We start from the raw sequence: 21941 nt of genomic DNA on the forward strand, positions 1-21941 counted from the left end.
AGTTCTCCACCCATGTTCTCGTTGCAGACCATCTTCGGTTCCGGCAAGCAGTTCTATGCGCTCCTGAACGAAGCGGCGCAGGCCGCCTACGACAGCACCAAGGCCTTGCACGCCATGATGCGCACGTCCGACCGCCAACCCGCGCTGGACGCCTTCAAGCTGGCCCGCCTGCGCGAACGCGCCGCTTCCGACAAGATCGGCCAGGCGCTGGTGGACAGCTTCATGACCCCGATCGAACGCGAGGACATCGAGGCGCTGGGGTCGGCGCTGTACAAGATTCCCAAGCAGGTCGAGAAGTTCGCCGACCGGTACTCGCTGGCCACCAAGCACCTGGAGCACATCGACTTCGCCCCGCGCGCGGCGATGCTGGAACAGGCCGCCGCGGTGGTGGTGGAGATGGTGACCGACCTGCCGCACATGAACATCGATCGCATGACCGCGCTCAACGACAAGCTGCGCATGCTGGAGAACGAAGCCGACCGGCTGATGCTCGAGCTGTACCGCGACATCTATTCCGGCCGCCTGGACACGCTGCAGATGTTCCTGCTCAAGGAATTCTTCGAGATCCTGGAAAAGGCCATCGACCGTTGCCGCGAGGCCGGGGTGGTGGTGTACCAGATCGTATTGAAGAACAGCTGAGGTCGCCGCGTGCTTACCCTAGTCCTGGTGGTGATCCTGGCGGCGTTGGTGTTCGAGTTCATCAACGGCTTCCACGACACCGCCAACTCCATCGCCACCGTGGTCGCCACCAAGGTGCTGTCGCCGGGTTGGGCGGTGATGCTGGCCGCCGGCATGAACCTGATCGGCGCGCTCACCGGCACCGCGGTGGCGCTGACGATCGCCTCCGGCCTGCTCAACACCGAGGTGGTCGAGGTCACCCCGCAGGTGATCCTGTGCGCGCTGCTGGGCGGCATCATCTGGAACCTGATCACCTGGTGGAAGGGCCTGCCGTCGTCGTCCTCGCACGCCTTGATCGGCGGGCTGTGCGGCGCCGGGCTGGCGGCCGCGCACAACAACTGGAACGCCTTGATCTGGTCGGAAAACATCGGCAACTGGGCCAAGAACAAGGGCCTGTTGTGGAAGGTGTTCGTGCCGATGATCACCTCGCCGATCGCCGGCTTCCTGCTCGGTATCGTGGTGATGCTGCTGCTGTGGGCGATCATCGCCGGCATGGCCAGGCTGGGCGGGCCGATCGGGCGGCTGGCGCGTCCGCGCTGGGTCAATGCCTTCTTTGGCAAGGCGCAGATCGCCTCGGCCGCCTACATGGGCTATGCCCACGGCCATAACGACGCGCAGAAGACCATGGGCATCATCGCCATGACCCTGATCGGCGCGCAGTCGGCCGGTGCACTGGACGAGCTGCCGGGCTGGCTGTCGTTCCTGCATCCGGGCACCGGGCTGGCCGCAGGCGCCGGCATTCCGATGTGGATCGTGCTGACCTGTGCGGTGGTGATGGCCGCCGGCACCGCCTCGGGTGGCTGGAAGATCATCAAGACGCTCGGCCACAAGATGGTCAAGCTGCATCCCATCCACGGCTTTGCCGCGGAAACCAGCTCGGCGACCGTGCTCACCGTGGCCGCGCATTTCGGCATGCCGGTGTCGACCACGCACAGCATTTCCACCGCGATCATGGGCGTGGGCTTTGCCAAGAATCCGCGCTCGCTGCGGCTGGGCGTGATCGAGCGCATCGTCTGGGCCTGGATTCTGACCATCCCGGCCGCGGGCGGCGTGGCGTATGTGATCCTGCGCTGCTTCGAGTGGTTCGGCTGGACCTGAGCGATGTCGCGCGATGGTCACCTCGGTCGGCGAGCATGCGCGCCGACTGCAGGCCATCTTGTTGCAGATCATCCCGTTCGGCTTTGATGTACCAACGCGTCCTGCCTGAGGAAACGCGCCGATGATGCTTGCGCTGGTGTGCGTGCTGTTCCTGCTGTCCTGGTTGATCGGCCGCCGGCGCTGGCTGCGCAGTGCGCGTGCGCTGGCGGCGGCCACGCTGGCCCTGCTGCTGCTGGTGGGCTGCGGCCCGTTGGCGAGCTGGATGCTGCACGGCTTGCAGCAGACCGGCGTCAACGACTTCAACGACTGGCGCGCGCGCAACATGATCGTGCTGCTGGGCGCAGGGACGGTGCGGCCGGATGGCCCCGACGCCACCGCCGAGTCCAACATGTTCGCCTATGGCCGCATCGTCGAATCGGCGCGGCTGTACCGGCAGTGCCGTGCGCACGGCGGCGACTGCAAGATCGAGATCAGTGGCGGCGATGCACGCGGGCTGGGCCTGTCCGAGGCGGTGGTGTACCGAAAGGTGCTGATCGGGCTCGGGATCGATCAGGCCGACCTGATCATGGAGCCGTCCAGCATGAACACCTGGCAGAACGCGCAGTTCAGCCAGCCACTGCTGCGCACGTACCGCCCCGACCGCGTCGTGCTGGTGTCCTCGGCCACGCATCTGCGGCGCGCCGAACTGTATTTCCGCCATTTCGGTATCGATGCCACGCCGGTACGGTCGGACTGGCTGACCGCGTCCTGGGCGTGGTTGCCGCAGAGCTACAACTTCACCGTGGCCGATGTCGCCCTGCACGAGTATCTGGGCATTGCGCGTTATCGGGTCTACGAGCGGCTGGGGTGGAATGTGCGGGCTGTGGCGCCTGGGGCGTTGTGAATGGGGAATCGGGAGTCGGGAGTCGGGATTCGTAACAGCTGGTGCGCGTTTTGGTTTGTTCGGCTGATTTGAATCTTGACGGCAGCGAGTGGTGTTGAACGTTGACGCGGGCAAGTCACATGTGTGGCGGCCCGAAACCACTATTGGCTTTGCCGGTGGCTTGGCGACGGGTTGGTACGCACGCGCCGTCGGTGTGCTGCATCGCCAGCCGCGTGTGCGGCCGGCGATGGCTGTGCTCAGCGGGTTTCGTACAGCGCCTTGACGTCGTTGCGGAACGCGGCCTGGCTGTCGGGGCGGTTGTAGAACATGTGGCCGCCGGGATACTCGCGCACCTGCACGCGCGTGGGGTCGCCCATCGCCGGCATCTGGTCCACCGTCAGCACCGAGCCCATGAACGGGCAGGAGAGATCGTTCCAGCCATGTGCGATCAGTACACGCAGCTTGGGGTCGATCGCCACCGATTGACGCAGCTGCGTCACCGCGCCCTTGCGCAGTTCATCGCCCCATTCCCACGCCGTATTGACCTCGTAATTGATCGCCTGATAGCGGGCATCGACTTTCCAGCCGACGATCCGGGTGACGAAGTCCACCATCGCGGTGGTGGTCGGCGCGATGATGCTGTCCAGCAGCGGGTCGTTGGCGCGCTGCTCCGGATCGTTGGGGAAGGGGTCGAACGCGGTGACGTTGGAGTCGTAGCGGCTGCCCAGCTCGCCCTTGTCGCGGAACACCTCGCGCAGGTATGCCTGGGTTTCCAGGCGTCCGCCGGAGCGGCGCACATAGGTCGCGTCCAGTCCGGTCATGCGGGCGACCTGTTGCAGCATCGCCTCGGTGGCCTGCGGGTCGGTGCGGCCCTTCATCAGCGCCACCGCATAGTCGCCGCGGGTGTAGTCGATCACCTGGCGCATCGCCGTGTCGCTGAGCTGGCCCTGGCGCTCCAGATGCGCGGCGGCGATCGAGGGCAGCGTCATCATCCATGCCAGGGGTGAGACATCGCTGTTGTCGTCCAGGGTCGGGTTGAGGTACGGCGACACCAGCACCACGCCGTTCATCGCCACGCCGAGGCGGGTCTGCAGGTACTGGGTGATGCGCGGGCCGCGGAAGCCACCATAGCTTTCGCCGACCAGATACTTGCGCGTCTGCAGGCGGCGATTCTTCAGCAGCCAGTCGTAGATCACGCGCGAGAGATATTCCACGTCGGCCTGCGGGTTGTAGAACTGCTTCTTGGCCTCGTCGTCGCCGATGAGCGCGCGGCTGAAGCCGGTGCCGACCGGGTCGATGAACACCAGGTCGGTGAAGTCCAGCCAGGTGCCCGGATTGTCGCGCAAGGTCGCCGGTGCGGACGCGCTGTCGCCTTCGGCGCCGAAGCCGACCACCTTCGGTCCGATCGCGCCCATGTTCAGATACACCGACGCCGCGCCGGGCCCGCCATTCAATGCAAAGGTCACCGGGCGGTCCTTGCCATCCACGGTGTAGGCGGTGAACACCACCTCGCCGGTGGTCCTGCCCTGCGCGTCGCGCACCGGCAGCGTGCCGACGGTTGCGGTGTAACTCAGCGAGCGCCCGGCCACGCGCGTGCTTTGCCGCACGCTGGCATCGGCCGGCAGTGGCGCGGGTTTGGCCGCCGCCGCATCAGATTTGGTATCGGGTTTTGCATCGGTCTTGTCGGGCGCATCGGCCAGCGCCGTCCCGCTGAGCAGGACGCAGGCCAGCAGGCTGGTGCGGAGAAAAAAGGACATGAGCATCGGACGTTCGGCAGGGGAGCGACGATGCTAGGCCCCCCGGTGGCGCCCGATGGATGTGCACAAAGGCACATGTGTCGCGTCGGCCGACGCCGCATGCCTGGCATGGCGCCGCCTGTGCCGCGGCAGGCAGCCGTCTGACCCAAAGGGCGAGGTTTGGGCAGGCTGCTGAAATAGACATCGACCTAAGAGAAAACCGATGACACTCCCTTCTCCCGTCGGGAGAAGGTGCCCCGCAGGGGCGGATGAGGGTACGGGGGCGCAGCCTCAGGCGGTTACTTACCCGGTGGCTTCGCACGTATCCTCACCCCAACCCCTCTCCCGACGGGAGAGGGGCTTGACCTTTAGGGCCTTAACGCTTTCCAGAGGTTCTTAAACTTCCAGCGACGCCAGATCGCCCTTGGTCTCCAGCCACTGCTTGCGATCGCCGGCGCGCTTTTTGGCCAGCAACATGTCCATCAGCGAGCGGGTCTGTTCGCCATCGTCGATGGTCAGCTGCACCAGGCGACGCGTATCCGGATGGATGGTCGATTCGCGCAGCTGCTGCGGGTTCATCTCGCCCAGGCCCTTGAAGCGGGTGACGCTGACCTGGCCCTTGATCTTCTCGCGCGCGATCTTGTCCAGCAGTGTGGTCTTTTCCTCTTCGTCCAGCGCATAGAACACCTGCTTGCCCACGTCCACGCGGAACAGCGGCGGCATCGCCACGAACACATGGCCGGCGGCAACCAGTGCCGGGAAATGCTTGAGGAACAGCGCGGTCAGCAGGGTGGCGATATGCAGGCCGTCCGAGTCCGCATCGGCCAGGATCACCACCTTGCCGTAGCGCAGCCCGGTGATGTCGTCCTTGCCCGGGTCGCAGCCGATCGCGATCGCCAGGTTATGCACTTCCTCGGAGGCCAGCACGCTGCCCGAAGCCACTTCCCAGGTGTTGAGGATCTTGCCGCGCAGCGGCAGGATCGCCTGGAAATCCTTGTCGCGCGCCTGCTTGGCCGAGCCGCCGGCCGAGTCGCCCTCGACCAGGAACAATTCGGTGCGCGACAGGTCCTGGCTGATGCAGTCGGCCAGCTTGCCGGGCAGGGCCGGGCCCTGGGTGACCTTCTTGCGGACGATCTGCTTTTCGGTCTTCAACCGCGCGCTGGCGCGGTCGATGGCGATCTGCGCGATCTTCTCGCCGATCTCCACGTTCTGGTTCAGGTACAGGCTGAAGGCATCGTGCGCGGCGCCTTCGATGAAGCCGGCGGCCTGGCGCGAGGACAGGCGCTCCTTGGTCTGCCCGGAGAACTGCGGGTCGGTCATCTTCAGGCTGAGCACGAAGGTGACCCGGTCCCACACGTCTTCCGGCGCCAGCTTGACCCCGCGCGGCAGCAGGTTGCGGAAGTCGCAGAACTCGCGCAGCGCATCGGTCAGGCCCGAACGCAGGCCGTTGACGTGGGTGCCGTGCTGCGCGGTCGGGATCAGGTTGACGTAGCTTTCCTGCACCAGTTCGCCTTCCGGTACCCAGGCCGCTGCCCAGTCGACGATCTCGGTGTCCTTCTTCAGGCTGCCCACAAACAGGTCGGCCGGCAGCATCTCGTGCGCGGCCATCTCGCCCTTGAGGTAGTCGCGCAGGCCGTTCTCGAAGTACCAGCTGTCCTGCTCGCCGGTGGCCTCGTCGTGGAGCTTGACGGTCAGGCCGGGGCACAGCACCGCCTTGGCGCGCAGCAGATGGCGCAGCGCGCGCACGTTGAACTTGGGGGTGTCGAAGTACTTCGGATCGGCCCAGAAGCGCAGCCGCGTGCCGGTGTTCTTCTTGCCGACGGTGCCGACCACTTCCAGCTTGGAGGCGGCGTGGCCGTCGCGGAACTCCATGCGGTGCTCGCTGCCTTCGCGCTTGATGAACAGCTCGACCTTGGTCGACAGCGCATTGACCACGCTCACGCCCACGCCATGCAGGCCGCCGGAGAAGGTGTAGTTGCGGTTGCTGAACTTGCCGCCGGCATGCAGCCGGGTCAGGATCAGCTCGACACCGGGAATCTTTTCTTCCGGGTGCATGTCCACCGGCATGCCGCGACCGTCGTCGGACACCTCGCAGCTGCCGTCCTTGTACAGGGTCACTTCGACCTGCCTGGCATGACCGGCCAGCGCCTCGTCGACCGAGTTGTCGATCACTTCCTGCGCCAGGTGGTTCGGGCGCGCAGTGTCGGTATACATTCCAGGGCGGCGTTTGACCGGGTCCAGGCCCGACAGCACTTCAATATCGGCGGCGTTATAACGGGTGTTCATGCATCTCGTTGGCACGTGAAACGACGCGCAAGTGTGGGGGCTGGGCCGATTTTTTGCACGCGACCGACGTTCAGTGCAGGGCGGGGTGCCGCTGGATACCCTGGCGTTGGATTCGGAACCAAACGTCCCCACCTGAGGATGTCACCGAAACCGGAGGACACCATGAAGTTCAAGCACATCCTGATGCTCACCCTCGGTGCTGCCGCAGTGGCCGCGCTTCCTGCCCTGGCCCAGGCGGCCCCGCAGCAGACCGGGCAGGGCACCGGCGCCAGCGCGCAGAAGGCCGACGACGCCAAGGCCAAGACCGAAGCCGAGCGCAAGGCCGAACGCCGTGCCGCCGCCGCGGCGCACAAGCCCAAGGCCGATGACGCCCCGCGCGAGGAAGAGGAAGAAGAAAAGCCGGCGCGCTGATGCCAGTGCGAGTCGGCGCCACGCCACACAGACGCCCCGGCCTTGGCCGGGGCGTCTGCATTTGGGCGCCAGGCGCAGCGCCGCTTTCGCCGCTGTGACGGCATGATCGTCACGCAACCCTTGGGCATTCGCCCGTCACCCGCTAAACTATGGCTTTCCGGGAGGCTCCAAGCCCCATGACCCCCCTGATTTTTGTTACCGGCGGCGTAGTGTCCTCGCTAGGCAAGGGCATTGCCGCCGCTTCGCTTGCCTCCATTCTGGAAGCGCGTGGCCTGAAGGTCACGATGATGAAGCTGGACCCCTACATCAATGTGGACCCGGGCACGATGAGCCCGTTCCAGCATGGCGAGGTCTACGTCACCGACGACGGCGCCGAGACCGACCTGGACCTGGGTCACTACGAGCGCTACGTGCGCACGCGGCTGTCGCGCAAGAACTCGGTCACCACCGGCCGCATTTACGAGAACGTGATCCGCAAGGAGCGTCGTGGCGATTACCTGGGCGCCACTGTGCAGGTGATCCCGCATATCACCGACGAGATCCGCCGTTGCATCGACGAGGCCACCGCCGGCTTCGACGTGGCGCTGATCGAAATCGGCGGCACCGTCGGCGATATCGAGTCGCTGCCGTTCCTGGAGGCGATCCGCCAGGTGCGCACCGAGCGGGGCGCCGAAAAGGCCATGTTCATGCACCTCACGCTGGTGCCATACATCGCCGCCGCTGGCGAGCTGAAGACCAAGCCGACCCAGCACTCGGTCAAGGAACTGCGTTCGATCGGTATCCAGCCGGACGTGCTGCTGTGCCGTTCCGAGCAGGCGGTTCCGGATTCGGAGCGCCGCAAGATCGCGTTGTTCACCAACGTCTCCGAGCGCGCGGTGATCAGCTGCCCCGATATCGACGTGCTGTACGGCATGCCGCTGGAACTGCGTCGCCAGGGCCTGGACGAGTTGGTCATCGATCAGTTCAAGCTGCGCGACAAGGTGGCTGCGCCCGACCTGTCCGAATGGGCGGCGGTGGTGGATGCGGTCAAGCATCCGCTGGACGAGGTCACCATTGCAGTGGTCGGCAAGTACGTCGACCACCAGGACGCCTACAAGTCGGTGGCCGAAGCGCTGCGTCACGGCGGTCTGCGCCAGCGCACCAAGGTCAACCTGAAGTGGCTGGAAGCGCAGGACCTGGAAGGCAGCGACATGGCGGCGCTGCAGGATATCGACGGCATCCTGGTGCCGGGCGGCTTCGGCGACCGTGGCTTCGAAGGCAAGGTGCTGACCTCCAAATACGCGCGCGAGCACAAGGTGCCGTATTTCGGCATCTGCTACGGCATGCAGGCGGCGGTGGTGGACTATGCCCGCCACGTGGCCGACCTGGACGCAGCCAACAGCACCGAGAACGATCGCCAGTCGCCGCACCCGGTGATCGGCCTGATCACCGAATGGCGCACCGCCACCGGCGAAGTGGAAAAGCGCGACGAGAAATCCGACCTGGGCGGCACCATGCGCCTGGGTCTGCAGGAGCAGCGGCTCAAGCCGGGCACGCTGGCGCGCGAGGTGTACGGCAAGGACGTGGTCGCCGAACGCCATCGCCACCGCTACGAGTTCAACAACCGCTACCGCACCCAGCTGGAAGACGCCGGCCTGGTGATCTCCGGCAAGTCGATGGACGACACGCTGGTGGAGATGGTGGAGCTGCCGCGCGAAACGCATCCGTGGTTCCTGGCCTGCCAGGCGCATCCGGAATTCCTCTCCACCCCGCGCGACGGGCATCCGCTGTTCATCGGCTTCGTGCGCGCCGCGCGCGAGAAGAAGGCGGGTGGAAAACTGCTGAAGGAAGCGCGTGCGTGAGCCGCTTGTTCTCCCTGCGGGAGACGCGGGCGCGCCGTGCCGGATGAGTGGGCATCGCAACGCACCGGAAGATGGCAGCCATGACGAACGCGTCGCCATGCGCCGGCCTGGGCAAGCCATCGGGCTTCACCAGCGCGTTGCAACCGCCCCCTCTTCCCAACCTCTCTCCCGACGGGAGAGGGGCTCAATCAATAAGGTGACCTGATGAAACTCTGTGACTTCGACGTCGGCCTGGATCAGCCGTTGTTCCTGATTGCCGGCCCCTGCGTGATCGAGTCGATGCAGCTGCAGCTCGACGTGGCCGGCAAGCTCAAGGAGATCACCGGCAGGCTGGGGATCAACTTCATCTTCAAGTCAAGCTTCGACAAGGCCAACCGCACTTCCGGCACCAGCTTCCGCGGCCCGGGCCTGGAAGAAGGCCTGAAGGTGCTGGAAGCGGTGAAACAGCAGATCGGCGTGCCGGTGCTGACCGATGTGCACGAATACACCCCGATGAACGAGGTCGCCGCCGTCGTCGACGTGCTGCAGACCCCGGCCTTCCTGGTGCGCCAGACCGACTTCATCAAGAACGTCTGTGCCGCCGGCAAGCCGGTCAACATCAAGAAGGGCCAGTTCCTGTCGCCATGGGACATGAAGCCGGTGGTGGACAAGGCCAAGTCGACCGGCAACGAACAGATCATGGTCTGCGAACGTGGGGCCTCGTTCGGCTACAACAATCTGGTCAGCGACATGCGCTCGCTGAGCGTGATGCGCGATACCGGCTGCCCGGTCGTGTTCGACGCCACCCATTCGGTGCAGTTGCCGGGCGGGCAGGGCAGCAGTTCCGGCGGCCAGCGCGAATTCGTGCCGGTGCTGGCGCGCGCCGCGGTGGCGGTGGGCATTTCCGGCCTGTTTGCCGAAACCCATCCGGACCCGTCCAAGGCCTTGTCGGACGGCCCCAACGCCTGGCCGCTGGACAAGATGGAAGCCCTGCTGGAGACACTGCTGGCGCTGGACACCATCACCAAGCGCCACGGCTTCCTCGAGCAAGGCGTCTGATCAGGCAATGCGGTGGCGCGCGCGGCCGCTGCTGCGTGGTCCGTTAGCGCCGCGGATGCGGATGTGGTGCCGGTGTTCGCACAACGGTACCGCGTGCGACAGCTGCAGCTGACACCGCTGCACTGCGCAGTCCGTACTGCCGCCCACCTGCTGCTCCGGCGTCCTGACGTGTCGCCATCGCGGCGGCCGCTTGATCTCGCCATTTGGCAAGCCGCAGTCCTGCGGCGATAATCCGGCAGCTTGTTTCCGGTGTCCTTCCCCCTTACTGGTAACCGATCGACCTATGACCACTATCGCCAAGATCCTCGCCCGCGAAATCCTCGACTCCCGCGGCAATCCCACGCTGGAGGCCGAAGTCACGCTGGACGACGGCTCGTTCGGCCGCGCCGCCGTGCCCTCGGGCGCCTCGACCGGCACCAAGGAAGCGGTGGAACTGCGCGATGGCGACAAGACCCGCTACCTGGGCAAGGGCGTGCTGCACGCGGTGCAGAACGTCAACGGCACCATCGCCGAGACGCTGAAGGGCTTCGATGCCGCCGACCAGCAGGGCCTGGACCGCCGCCTGATCGATCTGGACGGCACCGAGAACAAGGGCCGCCTGGGCGCGAATGCGCTGCTGGGTGTTTCGCTGGCCGCCGCGCATGCCGTGGCAGCCTCGCGCAAGCAGCCGTTGTGGCAGTACCTGTCCACCATCACCGAATCGGATGTGGCGCTGCCGGTGCCGATGATGAACATCATCAACGGCGGCGCGCATGCCGACAACAACGTCGACTTCCAGGAGTTCATGGTGCTGCCGGTCGGTTGCAGCTCGTTCTCCGAAGCGCTGCGTGCCGGTACCGAGATCTTCCACGCGCTCAAGTCGGTGCTCAAGGGCCACGGCCTGAGCACGGCAGTCGGCGACGAAGGCGGCTTTGCGCCGGACTTCCGCAGCAATGTCGAAGCGCTGGACACCATTCTCGAGGCGATCGGCAAGGCCGGCTACACCGCAGGCGAAGACGTGCTGCTGGGCCTGGACGTGGCTTCCAGCGAGTTCTACGACAACGGCAAGTACAACCTGGTTGGCGAGAACAAGCGCCTGACCAGCGAGCAGTTCGTCGACTTCCTGGCCGACTGGGTCGCGCAGTATCCGATCATCAGCATCGAAGACGGCCTGGCCGAGGACGACTGGGCCGGCTGGAAGCTGCTCACCGACCGCGTTGGCAAGAAGGTGCAGCTGGTCGGCGACGACCTGTTCGTCACCAACCCGAAGATCTTCAAGCAGGGCATCGACTCGGGCACCGCCAATGCGATCCTGATCAAGGTCAACCAGATCGGCACGCTGACCGAGACGCTGGAGGCCATCGCGATGGCGCACGCGGCCAACTATGCCTCGATCGTCTCGCACCGTTCGGGCGAAACCGAAGACACCACCATCGCCGACATCGCCGTGGCCACCACCGCCACCCAGATCAAGACCGGCTCGCTGTGCCGCAGCGATCGCGTCGCCAAGTACAACCAGTTGCTGCGCATCGAGCAGGCGCTGGGCTCCGGCGCACGCTACGCCGGCCGCGACGCGTTCGTTTCGATCAAGCGATAAGCCGTGCGCAACTGGCGCTGGCTACTGCTGGTGCTGGCGGTGCTGCTGGCTTGGCTGCAGTACCGCTTCTGGTTCGGGCCTGGGAATTCCGGCGAAGTCATGATGCTGGAAGCCCAGGTCGCGCATCAGACACAGGACAACGAAGGTCTGCGCCAACGCAACCAGGCGTTGGCAGCAGAGGTGAAGGATTTGAAGGACGGCGAGGCGGCAATCGAGGAACGCGCGCGCAGCGAGCTGGGCATGATCAAACCGGGCGAGACGTTCTATCGTGTGGTCGAGGATGCACCGCCGCTGCCGCCCGCGGTGGCCGCGCCGTCGGCCGCACCCGTCGAGCCCGACGCGCCGGCGGAACAGCCATGACCGGTTCGATCTGGGCGATCGTGCCGGCCGCCGGGCGCGGCACGCGCTTTGGCGGGCAGACCCCCAAACAATATCTGCCCGCCGCCGGGCAACCGCTGATGGCCTACACGCTGGCGGCGCTTGCCGCGCATCCGGTGGTGGCCGGCATCGTGGTAGCCATCGCGCCCGACGATGCGGATTGGCCGGGCTGGACGTCGGTGCAGGCCAAGCCGGTGCTGACCTGCGTCGGCGGCGGGACACGTGCCGCATCGGTGCTGGCCGGTTTGCTGGCCTTGCCCGAGAGCGTGCGCGCCGATGACTTTGTGCTGGTGCACGACGCCGCGCGGCCCAATCTCGGCCTGGCCGACCTGGAGCGCCTGCTGGAAATCGGCCGCGGCGATCCGGTCGGCGCGATCCTGGCTGCACCGGTGCGCGACACCCTCAAGCGTGTCGGCGACGATGGCGGCATCGATGCCACCGAACCGCGCGAGCGGCTGTGGCGCGCGCTGACCCCGCAGCTGTTTCGTCGCCATCAATTGATCCGCGGCCTGACCGAAGCGTCGGCCGCCGGCGTGGACGTGACCGACGAGGCGATGGCGATGGAGCGGCTGGGATTGCGCCCGTTGCTGGTGGAAGGTGCCGAAGACAACTTCAAGGTGACCACGCCAACGGATCTGGCGCGCTTCGAATTCGAGCTCGCACGCCGCGGCGTGGCGGTGGACGCCGAATTGGTGGCCACACGCAACGATGCGGTGGTTGCCGAGGCCAATCACGACGTCAACACGCGTTAGGGCGGCTGTCGAACGATTGCGAGGCCGGTTTGCGGAACCGGCTGTGTAGGCCCTCGTACACTGCGGTCTGTTTACAGCGTCCATGCCGACCTAAACGACTGCTTGCTCCCTGTTGTTGGGCACTCTCACTCACCACGGATTTTCCATGTCTTTCAATTTTCGAATCGGTCAGGGCTACGACGTGCATGCGTTCGGCACGGGCGACCACGTGATGCTGGGCGGCGTGCGCGTCGCGCACAGCCATGGCGTGCTTGCGCACAGCGATGGCGACGTGGTGCTGCATGCGCTGTGCGATGCAATGCTGGGTGCGCTGGCGCTGGGCGATATCGGGCAGCACTTTCCGCCATCCGATGCGCGCTGGAAGGATGCCGACAGCGCGCAGTTCCTGCAGCATTGCGATCACTTGCTGCGCGAGCGTGGCTGGCGTGTCGGCAATGCCGACGTCACCGTGATCTGCGAGCGTCCCAAGATCGGCCCGCATGCGCTGGCCATGCGCGAACGCATTGCCGGCCTGCTGGCGATCGAGCTCGATGCGGTTAGCGTCAAGGCCACTACCAGCGAAAAACTCGGCTTCACCGGCCGCAGCGAGGGCATTGCGGCGCAGGCGGCGGTATTGCTTGGCAAGATCGCTGCATAACCGCAGCCGGCAAGGCCGGTGCCCACCGCCGGCCGGGCACAGAGGGTGCCTGGCGATGGGGCAGCACAGCGCTCATCACGCATGCCCTGCATGCACCGTCCACACGCATCTGACTACTGCCGGCCAGGTTTCTAGCCGTTCCACATCGCGGTTGCCCGCGCCGGGCTCATCTTGGCGTTGCAACGCGACATCACTGCGCCGAGGCATTCGGCATACAGCGCACGACCTGTCGGCGCGAAGGTAAATCACAGCATGAGCGACACCTCTGTTCTGCCACGTGCGCATGGCGCTGCGGTCCTTGGCGCGGCAATGCGCAGCACGCCCGACGATTTTCAGGTCGATGAGCTGCCGGCCTTCGAGCCCTCCGGCGAGGGCGAGCACCTGTTGCTCACCATCCGCAAGCGTGGGCAGAACACCGCCTATATCGCGAAGAAACTCGCGCACTGGGCCGGGATCGCCGAGATGGGCGTCAGCTACGCCGGCCTGAAGGATCGCCATGCGGTGACCACGCAGCGCTTCAGCGTGCATCTGCCCAAGCGCATCGCGCCGGAGCTCGCCACGCTCGATGACGACGAGATGCAGGTCATCGACAGCACCTGGCACAACCGCAAGCTGCAACGCGGTGCACTGCTGGGCAATCGTTTCGTGTTGACGTTGCGGCAGGTGCAGGGCGAGCGCGCTGCGATCGAACAGCGCCTGCAGGCGATCGCCGCGCGCGGTATCCCGAACTGGTTTGGCGAACAGCGTTTCGGTCGCGATGGCGGCAACGTGGCCTCCGCGCTGGCGATGTTTGGCCACCAGTCCAATGCCGACGGCACGTTGTCAGCGGCGCCGGCATCCAGACGGCGGCTGCGCAACGATCAGCGCTCGATGCTGCTGTCGGCGGCGCGCTCGGCGTTGTTCAATCGAGTGCTCAGCGCACGCGTGGGGCAGGGCACCTGGGACACCGCACTGGAGGGCGAGGCGTGGATGCTGGACGGCTCGCGCAGCGTGTTCGGCCCCGAGCCGTTCAGCGAGGCACTGGCAGAGCGCCTGGCGCGCTTCGATATCCATCCCAGCGGGCCGTTGTGGGGTGCCGGCGAGCTGCGTTCGACCGGCCAGGCCGCGGCGGTGGAGCAGGGCGCCTTGTCCGATCCGCAATCCGACGCGCTGCGCCACGGCCTGGAAGCAGCGGGCCTGAAGCAGGAGCGCCGCGCACTGCGCCTGCGTCCGCAACAGCTGGAGTTCCGCTGGCTGGATGCACACAGCCTGCAGCTCGAATTCGCACTGCCGCCCGGTTGCTACGCCACCGCGGTGCTGTGGGAGCTCGGCGAGGTCAGCGACGCCGGCCGTCTCAACACCGGCCCGCGTTCCGACGCCTAGGCCTGCCCGGTGGTCGTCAGCCACCCGGCAAACACGCCAACGCGTAGGAGCGGACCAGGCCGCGACGGGCTTTCCCCTCAGCCCGTCCCCACGCAAGCGCATGCCTGCAATCCAGGTCGGTAACCGGCCACCCAAGCGGCCCTAACGCCGCGCCAGCAACACCAGCAACGCCCCGGTGCCACCTTGCGTGGCCGGCGCGGAATGAAACGCCAGCACATCGTTACGCTGACGCAGCAGGCGATCCATCAGGTTCTTCAACACCGGCGCGCCATTGTCCGACTGCAGCCCCTTGCCGTGGATGATGCGCACGCAGCCATGGTCGTGCGCATGTGCCTCCAGCAGGAACTGCCGCAGCAGGGATTCGGCCTGCGTGGCGGTGGCGCCATGCAGATCCAGCTCGTCCTGGATCGAGAACTGCCCGCGCTTGAGCCGTTGAAACAATCGGGTGGGAAGATTCTCGCGTCGGTAGCTGGCGGTATCTCCAGCCTCCAGTGGCGCGCTGTCGCGCAGCAGGCGTGCGAATTCGGTGTGCGCTTCGGCGTCGTCGCGCTCGGCCATGCGCGCGCGCGGCTTGGGGCGCGGCTTGGCATTGGCCGGTGGGGCGACCTCGCGAATCGGCTTGACCGCGCCGATCGCTGCGCGGAACAGCGCGCCGTCGTCTTCGTCTTCTGGATGCGACATGGTCACAGCGTAACGTGCCCAACCTCAGGTGCAAGCGAAGATCAAGCGCGAAGGGCGCGGACGCATCCGGTATCATGGCCCGGTTTTCCGAGGAGTCCCATGCGCGTACTGGTTAGCAACGACGACGGTGTCGACGCCCCCGGCATCCAGATTTTGGCCGAGGCGCTGCGCCATGCCGGTCATGAAGTGATGGTGGTCGCGCCCGACCGCGACCGCTCCGGCGCCAGCAATTCGCTGACGCTGGATGTGCCGATCCGCACCCGCCGCATCGACGCGCAGACCTGCGCGGTGGCCGGCACGCCGACCGACTGCGTGCATCTGGCGCTGACCGGCATGCTCGATTACGAGCCGGATATCGTGGTCTCCGGCATCAATAACTCGGCCAATCTCGGCGACGACGTGATCTATTCGGGCACCGTGTCCGCCGCGATGGAAGGCCGTTTCCTCGGCCTGCCGGCGGTGGCGGTGTCGCTGGTGACGCACAACCATGAAGCGCACAACTACCAGAGCGCCGCACGCGCGGCGGTGGAGATCGTGGCACGGCTGAAGGCCGACCCCTTGCCCGCCAACACCATCCTCAACGTCAACGTGCCGGATCTGGCCTGGTCGGATGTGCTCGGTTTCGAGGTCACCCGGCTCGGCAACCGCCATCGTTCCGAACCCTGCGTGCCGCAGCGCGATCCGCGCGGCCGCACCGTGTACTGGATTGGCCCGGCCGGGCCGGAGCAGGACGCCGGCCCCGGCACCGACTTTCACGCCGTGCGCACCGGGCATATCTCGATCACCCCGATCCATGTCGACCTGACCCGCTATCAGGCGTTGGAGACGGTGGCCGGCTGGGTGGGCGGGTTGACCGCCGCGCTGGATACCCCAGCATGACGCCCAGGCTGCGCCTGCAACCGGAATCGGTCGGGATCGGCATGACCTCGCAACGCGTGCGCGACCGGCTGGTCGAGCGCCTGCGCGAGGCCGGCATCCAGGACGAAGCCACGCTCAACGCGATGCGCACGGTGCCGCGCCATCTGTTCATCGATGAAGCGCTGGCCTCGCGCGCCTACGAAGACACCGCCCTGCCGATCGGCCACGGCCAGACCATCTCGCAGCCCTGGGTGGTCGCGCGGATGACCGAGGCAGTGCTGCAGGTCGGCCCGACCAGGGTGCTCGAAGTCGGCACCGGCTCCGGCTACCAGGGCGCGATCCTGGCCGCGCTGGGGCTGGAGGTGTACACGGTCGAGCGCATCGGCGACCTGCTACGGCAGGCGCGCAAGCGCTTCCGGCATCTGGGCATGAATGTGCGCAGCAAGCACGACGACGGCCGCATCGGTTGGCCCGAACACGGCCCCTACGATGCCATCGTGGTCACCGCCGCCGCCCCGGCACTGGTCGATGCGCTGGTCGATCAGCTGGCGGTCGGCGGGCGGCTGGTCGCCCCGGTCGGTGGCGCCTCGTCGCAGTCGCTGGTGCAGCTCACGCGCGCTGCCGACGGCGCGATCGAACAGCAGGTTCTGGCGCCGGTCACGTTCGTCCCGCTGTTGTCGGGCATGCTGGATTGAATCCATGAGAGTTCCTCGATGAAGATCTTCGGGCCGTTGTACGACGTGGCCATTCGTTGGTCGCGCAATCGCCGCGCTCCGGCGCTGCTGACCGGCCTCAGTTTCGTGGAGGGCTTCATCTTCCCGGTGCCGCCGGAGGTGATGCTGGCGCCGATGTCGCTGGCCGAACCCAGGCGCGCGTTGTGGTTCGCCACCTTGAGCCTGCTCGGCTCGGTCTGCGGCGCGCTGGTCGGCTATCTGCTGGGCCATTTCGCCTTTGCCGCATTGTCGCCGCTGATCGAATGGCTGGGCTGGAGCGCGAAGATCCAGGCGCAGATCGAAACCCTGCGCACGCTGGTCGCCGATTCGCCGTGGAAGGCCTTCTGGGCGCTGGTGCTGGTGGGCTTCACCCCGATTCCGCTGAAGATCTTTACCTGGGCCTCGGGCGTGGTCGGCGTGCCGATCCTGCCCTTCATCGCCAGCATGCTGGTGGGGCGGGGCAAGCGCGTGTACCTGGTGGCCGGCGCGATCCGGCTGGGTGGAGCGCGCGCCGAAGCCGCGTTGCATCGCTGGATCGAGCCGCTGGGCTGGGTGGCCATGGCCGTGCTGGCAGTGGGAGCAGGGTGGCTGGCGTGGAAGACAACCAACGGATGAGCAAGTTGCAGATGAATTCGGTATGTAAGACAGCAGTCCTGCTCGCAGTGGCCATCGGGCTGGCCGCCTGCAGCAGCGCCACGGTGGTGCGTTCGCCCGGAGCCGGCGGCGGTTCGGCGTCTGCACGTCCGTCAGCGGCGCCACGTCCGTCGGTGCCGCGCCCGGGCGCGACCGTCACCGTCCAGCGCGGCGACACGCTGTACGCCATCTCGCGCCGCACCAACATCACCGCGCCGGATCTGGCGGCCTGGAATGGCCTGTCCTCGCCGAACACCATCTATCCCGGCCAGACCCTCAAGCTCTACCCGCCCGGGGCCAGCAAGCCTGGCGGCAGCACCTCCACTGCCGGCACGGTGGTTCCGCCGCGCCCGAGTGCCCCGGTCGCAGCGCCGGTCAGCAGTGGATTTCCGTGGCGCTGGCCGGCCGATGGCGTGGTGGTCGGCACCTTCGTCACCGGCGAAACCACCAAACAGGGCGTGGACATCGCCGGCGCCAGCGGGCAGGCGGTGCGCGCTGCCGCCGACGGCGTGGTGGTGTACTCCGGCGCCGGCCTGGTCGGCTACGGCGAGCTGATCATCATCAAGCACAACGACCAGTGGCTGTCCGCCTACGGGCATAACCGCAAGCGCCTGCTCAACGAAGGCCAGAGCGTCAAGGCCGGCCAGCAGATCGCCGAGATGGGCCGCAGCGGCGCTGCCCGCGACATGCTGCACTTCGAGATCCGCTACAACGGCAAGCCGGTGGATCCGTTGCTGTATCTGCCGAAGAAGTGAATCGGGAGTAGGGAATAGGGAATCGCAACAGCCTTGGCCGGGGACTTTATCGATAGGTCGCGTGCGACGCCTGGCATGAGCAGGGCGTCCAAGGCCTGGTCAAATTTCGCCTGATAGCGAAACTTCAGTCCAGCCTGCTTTCCCGATTCCCGATTCCCGATTCCCGATTCCCTAATCAGCCTTCGAGAATCATCGCCAGCGCCACCCGGCGGCCTTCGCTGGCCAGCACGTTGTAGGTGCGTGCGGCGGCCGCATTGGTCATCGCTTCCAGGCCGATGCCGCGGGTCAGGCAGGCTGCCAGCACGTCCGTCTTCGGAAACTGCTGCCGCTCGCCGGTGCCGAGCAGGATCACCGCCGGGGCAAGTGCCAGCACCGCGTCCATATGCGCGACCTGGAGCTGCGCCAGGCCGGGCACCGGCCAGCCTTCCACCAGCTCGTCGGGCATCAGGATGAAGCTGCGCTGCAGAATCTGGTCGTTCACCTTGGCATGGCGGCCATCGGCCGCGCGCAGCGCATAGGTGTAGTCGGGGTGTTCCTGGCTTAAAGGCATGGCGAACTCGTCTGTCAGCCGCGCGGCAGCACGATCTGACGCTTTTCCTTGCTGGGGCGGTACAGGATGGCGACATGGCCGATCCGCTGCACCAGCGCGCTGCCGGTGTGCTGGGTCAGTTCGGCGATCATGGCGTCACGGGCCTCGCGATCCTCCGATGTCACCTTCACCTTGATCAATTCGTGGCGCTCGAGCACTTCCTCGAGTTCGGCCAGAAATGCCGGCGTGACCCCTTTGCCCCCGGTCTGCAGCAGTGCCTTGAGATCGTGGGCCTGGCCGCGCAGGAAACGGTTCTGGGCGGAGGTGAGAACAATGGACATGCAGGATCAAAGGGAAGCAAAGGGTGTTCAGGGTATCATGGCGACCCGTTCAGACCCCTTTGCCGATGCCTTCCCGTAGTAAAAGCAGCCAGCGCTGGCTCAAGGAACACTTCGCCGATCCGTTCGTCAAGAAGGCGCAGGCCGAAGGCATGCGCTCGCGCGCGGCCTACAAGCTGGAAGAACTGCTCCAGCGCGACCGTCTGCTCAAGCCGGGCATGGTGGTGGTCGACCTGGGCGCGGCGCCGGGCGGCTGGTCGCAGCAGGTACGCAAGTCCATGGGCGACAGCGGCCGGGTGGTGGCGCTGGATATCCTGGAGATGCCGCCGCTGGCCGGGGTGGAGTTCCTTCACGGCGACTTCAGGGAGCAAGCCGTCCTATCGGAATTCGAGGCGATGCTGGGCGATGTGCCGGTGGACCTTGTGCTGTCCGATATGGCCCCCAATAAGAGTGGCATGGACGCGGTCGACCAACCGCGGATGATGCACCTGGCGGAACTGGCGATGGAATTTGCCGATGTCCACCTCAAACCGGGCGGGGCGTTCCTGATCAAGTTGTTCCAGGGCGTCGGGTCCGACGACTACATTCGTGAGCTTCGCCGCCGCTATGACAAGGTGACGATTCGCAAACCGGCGGCCTCGCGCAAGCGCTCCCCGGAAGTTTATGCGCTCGGTCAGGGCAAGCGTGCCCAGATCAAGTAAGCTGCCAATGACCACCGTGTTTCAAGAATTGAAGAGTAGAGGGCACCGGAGCCAATGAGGATGAACGACTTGACCAAGAATCTGCTGTTGTGGGTGGTCGTCGCGGTTGTGCTGATGGTCGTCTTCCAGAGCTTCTCGCCGCGGATGGCGGGCGGTGTCGGCCCCGACGCGATTACCTACACCCAGTTCCTGAAGGAAGTGGATGCCGGGCGGGTCAAATCGGTGGACTACACCGACGAGACCAATCTGGCGGTCAACGCGATCCGCTTCAAGCGCACCGACGGCAGCGAAGCCACCGTGTACGGGCCGCGCGATGACAAGCTGGTCGACGTGCTGTACAGCAAGAACATCGAAATGACCCGCCAGAAGCCCTCCACCGGGCCGGGTTTCTGGTCGTTGGTGCTCAACTTCCTGCCGGTCATCCTGATCATCGGCTTCTGGCTGTTCATCATGCGCCAGATGCAGGGCGGTGGTGGCGGTGCCAAGGGCGCGATGAGCTTCGGCAAGTCGCGCGCCAAGCTACAGGGCGAGGACCAGGTCAAGATCACCTTTGCCGACGTCGCCGGTTGCGACGAGGCCAAGGAAGAAGTCAGCGAGCTGGTCGACTTCCTGCGCGACCCGACCAAGTTCACCAAGCTGGGCGGCAAGATTCCGCGCGGCGTGCTGATGGTCGGCCCGCCGGGTACCGGCAAGACGCTGCTCGCCAAGGCGATTGCCGGCGAGGCCAAGGTGCCGTTCTTCAGCATTTCCGGTTCCGACTTCGTCGAGATGTTCGTGGGCGTTGGCGCCAGCCGCGTGCGCGACATGTTCGAGCAAGCCAAGAAGCATGCGCCCTGCATCATCTTCATCGACGAAATCGATGCCGTTGGCCGTCACCGCGGCGCTGGTCTGGGCGGTGGACACGACGAGCGCGAGCAGACCCTGAACCAGTTGCTGGTCGAGATGGACGGTTTCGAGGGTGGCGAGGGCGTGATCGTGATCGCTGCGACCAACCGCCCCGACGTGCTGGATCCGGCGCTGCTGCGTCCGGGCCGTTTCGATCGCCAGGTCGTGGTCGGCCTGCCGGACGTCAAGGGGCGCGAGCAGATCCTGCGTGTGCACATGCGCAAGCTGCCGTTGGCCGATGACGTGGTGCCGATGGTCATCGCACGCGGTACGCCGGGCTTCTCCGGTGCCGACCTGGCCAACCTGTGTAACGAGGCGGCGTTGTTTGCCGCGCGCGGCAGCGAGAAGGAAGTTCGCATGGACCACTTCGACCGTGCCCGCGACAAGATCCTGATGGGTGCCGAGCGCCGCTCGATGGCCATGAGCGAAGACGAAAAGACGCTCACCGCCTACCACGAGGCAGGTCACGCCATCGTCGGCCGTCTCGTGCCCGAGCATGACCCGGTCTACAAGGTCACGATCATTCCGCGCGGTCGCGCCCTGGGCGTGACGATGTATTTGCCGGAAGGCGATCGTTACTCGATGAACCGCGTAGCGATCGAGTCGCAGCTGTGCTCGCTGTACGGCGGCCGCGTGGCCGAGGAGCTGATCTTCGGCGGTGACAAGGTCACCACCGGTGCGTCCAACGACATCGAGCGGGCGACCAAGATGGCGCGCAACATGGTCACCAAGTGGGGCCTGTCCGACGAGCTGGGCCCGGTGGCCTACGGTGAGGAAGAAGACGAGGTGTTCCTGGGTCGTTCGGTGACCCAGCACAAGAACGTCTCCGATGAGACCGCGCGCATGATCGACGAAGTGGTGCGCTCGATCCTGGACAAGGCCTACAGCAAGACCAAGGCCATCCTCACCGAGAACCTGGACAAGCTGCACGCGATGTCGCAACTGCTGTTGCAGTACGAGACCATCGACGTGCCGCAGATCGACGCCATCATGGAAGGCCGCGAGCCGCCGCCGCCGGCGGGCTGGGGCAAGTCCGACAAGGACGGCGGCAACAACAACGACAAGGGCAGCCCGCGTCCGTTGGCGCCGATTGCCGGGCCAGCCGAGCAGCTGTAACGCCCGCATCGGTCAGCTGCAGAAGCATTCATCAAGGCCGGGAAGCGATTCCCGGCCTTGATGCGTTATACGGCCAC

At 66.1% G+C, this 21941-nt stretch carries 22 protein-coding genes; 17 read left to right on the forward strand and 5 right to left on the reverse strand.

Features of this window, described 5'->3' with window-relative positions; translation table 11 throughout:
• Window positions 1–12 precede the first annotated feature (12 nt).
• From H7A86_RS08990 to H7A86_RS09000, 3 genes are all read left to right on the forward strand, one after another.
• Window positions 13–639 carry a DUF47 domain-containing protein gene (locus H7A86_RS08990; protein WP_104532321.1) on the forward strand — a complete coding sequence of 209 codons (627 nt, stop codon included), beginning with the start codon at window positions 13–15 and terminating at the stop codon, window positions 637–639.
• A 9-nt stretch (window positions 640–648) separates the two neighbouring features.
• Window positions 649–1776: an inorganic phosphate transporter gene (locus H7A86_RS08995; RefSeq protein ID WP_104582878.1), complete on the forward strand. Its 1128-nt coding sequence runs from the start codon at window positions 649–651 to the stop codon at window positions 1774–1776.
• A 121-nt stretch (window positions 1777–1897) separates the two neighbouring features.
• On the forward strand, window positions 1898–2659 hold the full coding sequence (locus H7A86_RS09000) for a YdcF family protein (RefSeq protein WP_119132164.1): 762 nt from the start codon (window positions 1898–1900) through the stop codon (window positions 2657–2659).
• Window positions 2660–2895: 236 nt separating this feature from the next.
• On the opposite strand, the gene H7A86_RS09005 is transcribed toward H7A86_RS09000, so the two are convergent.
• Together H7A86_RS09005 and parE are read right to left on the reverse strand one after the other, a co-directional pair.
• Window positions 2896–4395, reverse strand: a complete 1500-nt coding sequence (locus H7A86_RS09005; RefSeq protein ID WP_119132418.1) for a S10 family peptidase — start codon at window positions 4393–4395, stop codon at window positions 2896–2898.
• Window positions 4396–4770: 375 nt separating this feature from the next.
• Entirely contained in the window at window positions 4771–6660 is a 1890-nt protein-coding gene (parE, locus tag H7A86_RS09010; protein WP_119132163.1) for a DNA topoisomerase IV subunit B, read from the reverse strand.
• A 162-nt stretch (window positions 6661–6822) separates the two neighbouring features.
• On the opposite strand from parE, the gene H7A86_RS09015 reads away from it, so the two are divergent.
• The 8 genes from H7A86_RS09015 to truD all read left to right on the forward strand — a co-directional run bounded on the left by H7A86_RS09015 (window position 6823) and on the right by truD (window position 14655).
• Window positions 6823–7071, forward strand: a complete 249-nt coding sequence (locus H7A86_RS09015; RefSeq protein WP_164739315.1) for a hypothetical protein — start codon at window positions 6823–6825, stop codon at window positions 7069–7071.
• A 176-nt stretch (window positions 7072–7247) separates the two neighbouring features.
• Complete coding sequence (gene pyrG / locus H7A86_RS09020; RefSeq protein ID WP_104582881.1) at window positions 7248–8912, forward strand: CTP synthase; 1665 nt, start codon at window positions 7248–7250, stop codon at window positions 8910–8912.
• 204 nt (window positions 8913–9116) lie between these two features.
• The gene (kdsA, locus tag H7A86_RS09025; RefSeq protein WP_119132162.1) at window positions 9117–9950 is read left to right on the forward strand and encodes a 3-deoxy-8-phosphooctulonate synthase; all 834 of its coding nucleotides are present in this window, start codon (window positions 9117–9119) and stop codon (window positions 9948–9950) included.
• A 283-nt stretch (window positions 9951–10233) separates the two neighbouring features.
• Window positions 10234–11526: a phosphopyruvate hydratase gene (gene eno, locus H7A86_RS09030; RefSeq protein WP_104582883.1), complete on the forward strand. Its 1293-nt coding sequence runs from the start codon at window positions 10234–10236 to the stop codon at window positions 11524–11526.
• A gap of 3 nt (window positions 11527–11529) precedes the next feature.
• Window positions 11530–11886, forward strand: coding sequence for a cell division protein FtsB (gene ftsB / locus H7A86_RS09035; RefSeq protein WP_016904016.1), 357 nt, complete (start codon window positions 11530–11532; stop codon window positions 11884–11886).
• Window positions 11883–12656 (forward strand): 2-C-methyl-D-erythritol 4-phosphate cytidylyltransferase, encoded by a 774-nt coding sequence (gene ispD / locus H7A86_RS09040; RefSeq protein WP_119132161.1) that lies wholly within the window; start codon window positions 11883–11885, stop codon window positions 12654–12656. Before ftsB ends, ispD begins: the two co-directional genes overlap by 4 nt.
• Before the next feature lie 145 nt (window positions 12657–12801).
• A complete protein-coding gene (gene ispF / locus H7A86_RS09045) occupies window positions 12802–13293 on the forward strand; it encodes a 2-C-methyl-D-erythritol 2,4-cyclodiphosphate synthase (protein ID WP_119132160.1) in 492 nt (163 codons plus the stop codon).
• A gap of 252 nt (window positions 13294–13545) precedes the next feature.
• Window positions 13546–14655: a tRNA pseudouridine(13) synthase TruD gene (gene truD, locus H7A86_RS09050; protein WP_119132159.1), complete on the forward strand. Its 1110-nt coding sequence runs from the start codon at window positions 13546–13548 to the stop codon at window positions 14653–14655.
• A gap of 141 nt (window positions 14656–14796) precedes the next feature.
• Here the strand turns inward: truD and H7A86_RS09055 are convergent, their stop codons facing one another.
• Complete coding sequence (locus H7A86_RS09055) at window positions 14797–15336, reverse strand: Smr/MutS family protein (RefSeq protein ID WP_164739314.1); 540 nt, start codon at window positions 15334–15336, stop codon at window positions 14797–14799.
• Between the two features lie 99 nt (window positions 15337–15435).
• Here H7A86_RS09055 and surE point away from each other — a divergent pair, with 99 nt between their 5' ends.
• Genes surE through H7A86_RS09075 form a run of 4 tightly spaced genes read left to right on the forward strand, consistent with a single transcriptional unit; the run spans window position 15436 to window position 18295 of the window.
• Window positions 15436–16215: a 5'/3'-nucleotidase SurE gene (gene surE, locus H7A86_RS09060; RefSeq protein WP_104582888.1), complete on the forward strand. Its 780-nt coding sequence runs from the start codon at window positions 15436–15438 to the stop codon at window positions 16213–16215.
• The gene (locus tag H7A86_RS09065) at window positions 16212–16889 is read left to right on the forward strand and encodes a protein-L-isoaspartate(D-aspartate) O-methyltransferase (protein ID WP_104582889.1); all 678 of its coding nucleotides are present in this window, start codon (window positions 16212–16214) and stop codon (window positions 16887–16889) included. The genes surE and H7A86_RS09065 overlap by 4 nt, the downstream gene beginning before the upstream one ends.
• A gap of 18 nt (window positions 16890–16907) precedes the next feature.
• Window positions 16908–17522: a YqaA family protein gene (locus tag H7A86_RS09070; RefSeq protein ID WP_104648524.1), complete on the forward strand. Its 615-nt coding sequence runs from the start codon at window positions 16908–16910 to the stop codon at window positions 17520–17522.
• Window positions 17519–18295 (forward strand): peptidoglycan DD-metalloendopeptidase family protein, encoded by a 777-nt coding sequence (locus tag H7A86_RS09075; protein WP_180708092.1) that lies wholly within the window; start codon window positions 17519–17521, stop codon window positions 18293–18295. The genes H7A86_RS09070 and H7A86_RS09075 overlap by 4 nt, the downstream gene beginning before the upstream one ends.
• Window positions 18296–18470: 175 nt before the next feature.
• On the opposite strand, the gene H7A86_RS09080 is transcribed toward H7A86_RS09075, so the two are convergent.
• Together H7A86_RS09080 and yhbY are read right to left on the reverse strand one after the other, a co-directional pair.
• Window positions 18471–18845, reverse strand: a complete 375-nt coding sequence (locus tag H7A86_RS09080; protein ID WP_104648525.1) for an Mth938-like domain-containing protein — start codon at window positions 18843–18845, stop codon at window positions 18471–18473.
• A gap of 14 nt (window positions 18846–18859) precedes the next feature.
• A complete protein-coding gene (gene yhbY, locus H7A86_RS09085; RefSeq protein WP_104582892.1) occupies window positions 18860–19165 on the reverse strand; it encodes a ribosome assembly RNA-binding protein YhbY in 306 nt (101 codons plus the stop codon).
• A 65-nt stretch (window positions 19166–19230) separates the two neighbouring features.
• Between yhbY and rlmE the strand changes: the two genes are divergently transcribed.
• Complete coding sequence (gene rlmE, locus H7A86_RS09090) at window positions 19231–19863, forward strand: 23S rRNA (uridine(2552)-2'-O)-methyltransferase RlmE (protein WP_119132158.1); 633 nt, start codon at window positions 19231–19233, stop codon at window positions 19861–19863.
• 60 nt (window positions 19864–19923) lie between these two features.
• Window positions 19924–21864 (forward strand): ATP-dependent zinc metalloprotease FtsH, encoded by a 1941-nt coding sequence (gene ftsH / locus H7A86_RS09095; protein ID WP_164739312.1) that lies wholly within the window; start codon window positions 19924–19926, stop codon window positions 21862–21864.
• The last annotated feature ends 77 nt before the right edge of the window (window positions 21865–21941 follow it).

Origin of the sequence: Xanthomonas euroxanthea, from assembly GCF_903989455.1 — a bacterium.
Lineage (GTDB): Bacteria > Pseudomonadota > Gammaproteobacteria > Xanthomonadales > Xanthomonadaceae > Xanthomonas > Xanthomonas euroxanthea.

Excerpts from the sequence above, each read along its gene's own strand:
- H7A86_RS09015 (WP_164739315.1), top strand. The coding sequence starts at position 6,823 with ATGAAGTTCAAGCACATCCTGATGCTCACCCTCGGTGCTGCCGCAGTG.
- yhbY (WP_104582892.1), bottom strand. The coding sequence starts at position 19,165 with ATGTCCATTGTTCTCACCTCCGCCCAGAACCGTTTCCTGCGCGGCCAG.
- H7A86_RS08990 (WP_104532321.1), top strand. The coding sequence starts at position 13 with ATGTTCTCGTTGCAGACCATCTTCGGTTCCGGCAAGCAGTTCTATGCG.
- H7A86_RS09070 (WP_104648524.1), top strand. The coding sequence starts at position 16,908 with ATGAAGATCTTCGGGCCGTTGTACGACGTGGCCATTCGTTGGTCGCGC.
- H7A86_RS09000 (WP_119132164.1), top strand. The coding sequence starts at position 1,898 with ATGATGCTTGCGCTGGTGTGCGTGCTGTTCCTGCTGTCCTGGTTGATC.
- H7A86_RS09080 (WP_104648525.1), bottom strand. The coding sequence starts at position 18,845 with ATGCCTTTAAGCCAGGAACACCCCGACTACACCTATGCGCTGCGCGCG.
- truD (WP_119132159.1), top strand. The coding sequence starts at position 13,546 with ATGAGCGACACCTCTGTTCTGCCACGTGCGCATGGCGCTGCGGTCCTT.
- H7A86_RS09055 (WP_164739314.1), bottom strand. The coding sequence starts at position 15,336 with ATGTCGCATCCAGAAGACGAAGACGACGGCGCGCTGTTCCGCGCAGCG.
- ispF (WP_119132160.1), top strand. The coding sequence starts at position 12,802 with ATGTCTTTCAATTTTCGAATCGGTCAGGGCTACGACGTGCATGCGTTC.
- parE (WP_119132163.1), bottom strand. The coding sequence starts at position 6,660 with ATGAACACCCGTTATAACGCCGCCGATATTGAAGTGCTGTCGGGCCTG.
- surE (WP_104582888.1), top strand. The coding sequence starts at position 15,436 with ATGCGCGTACTGGTTAGCAACGACGACGGTGTCGACGCCCCCGGCATC.
- pyrG (WP_104582881.1), top strand. The coding sequence starts at position 7,248 with ATGACCCCCCTGATTTTTGTTACCGGCGGCGTAGTGTCCTCGCTAGGC.
- kdsA (WP_119132162.1), top strand. The coding sequence starts at position 9,117 with ATGAAACTCTGTGACTTCGACGTCGGCCTGGATCAGCCGTTGTTCCTG.
- H7A86_RS09065 (WP_104582889.1), top strand. The coding sequence starts at position 16,212 with ATGACGCCCAGGCTGCGCCTGCAACCGGAATCGGTCGGGATCGGCATG.
- eno (WP_104582883.1), top strand. The coding sequence starts at position 10,234 with ATGACCACTATCGCCAAGATCCTCGCCCGCGAAATCCTCGACTCCCGC.
- rlmE (WP_119132158.1), top strand. The coding sequence starts at position 19,231 with ATGCCTTCCCGTAGTAAAAGCAGCCAGCGCTGGCTCAAGGAACACTTC.
- ftsH (WP_164739312.1), top strand. The coding sequence starts at position 19,924 with ATGAACGACTTGACCAAGAATCTGCTGTTGTGGGTGGTCGTCGCGGTT.
- ispD (WP_119132161.1), top strand. The coding sequence starts at position 11,883 with ATGACCGGTTCGATCTGGGCGATCGTGCCGGCCGCCGGGCGCGGCACG.
- H7A86_RS09005 (WP_119132418.1), bottom strand. The coding sequence starts at position 4,395 with ATGTCCTTTTTTCTCCGCACCAGCCTGCTGGCCTGCGTCCTGCTCAGC.
- H7A86_RS09075 (WP_180708092.1), top strand. The coding sequence starts at position 17,519 with ATGAGCAAGTTGCAGATGAATTCGGTATGTAAGACAGCAGTCCTGCTC.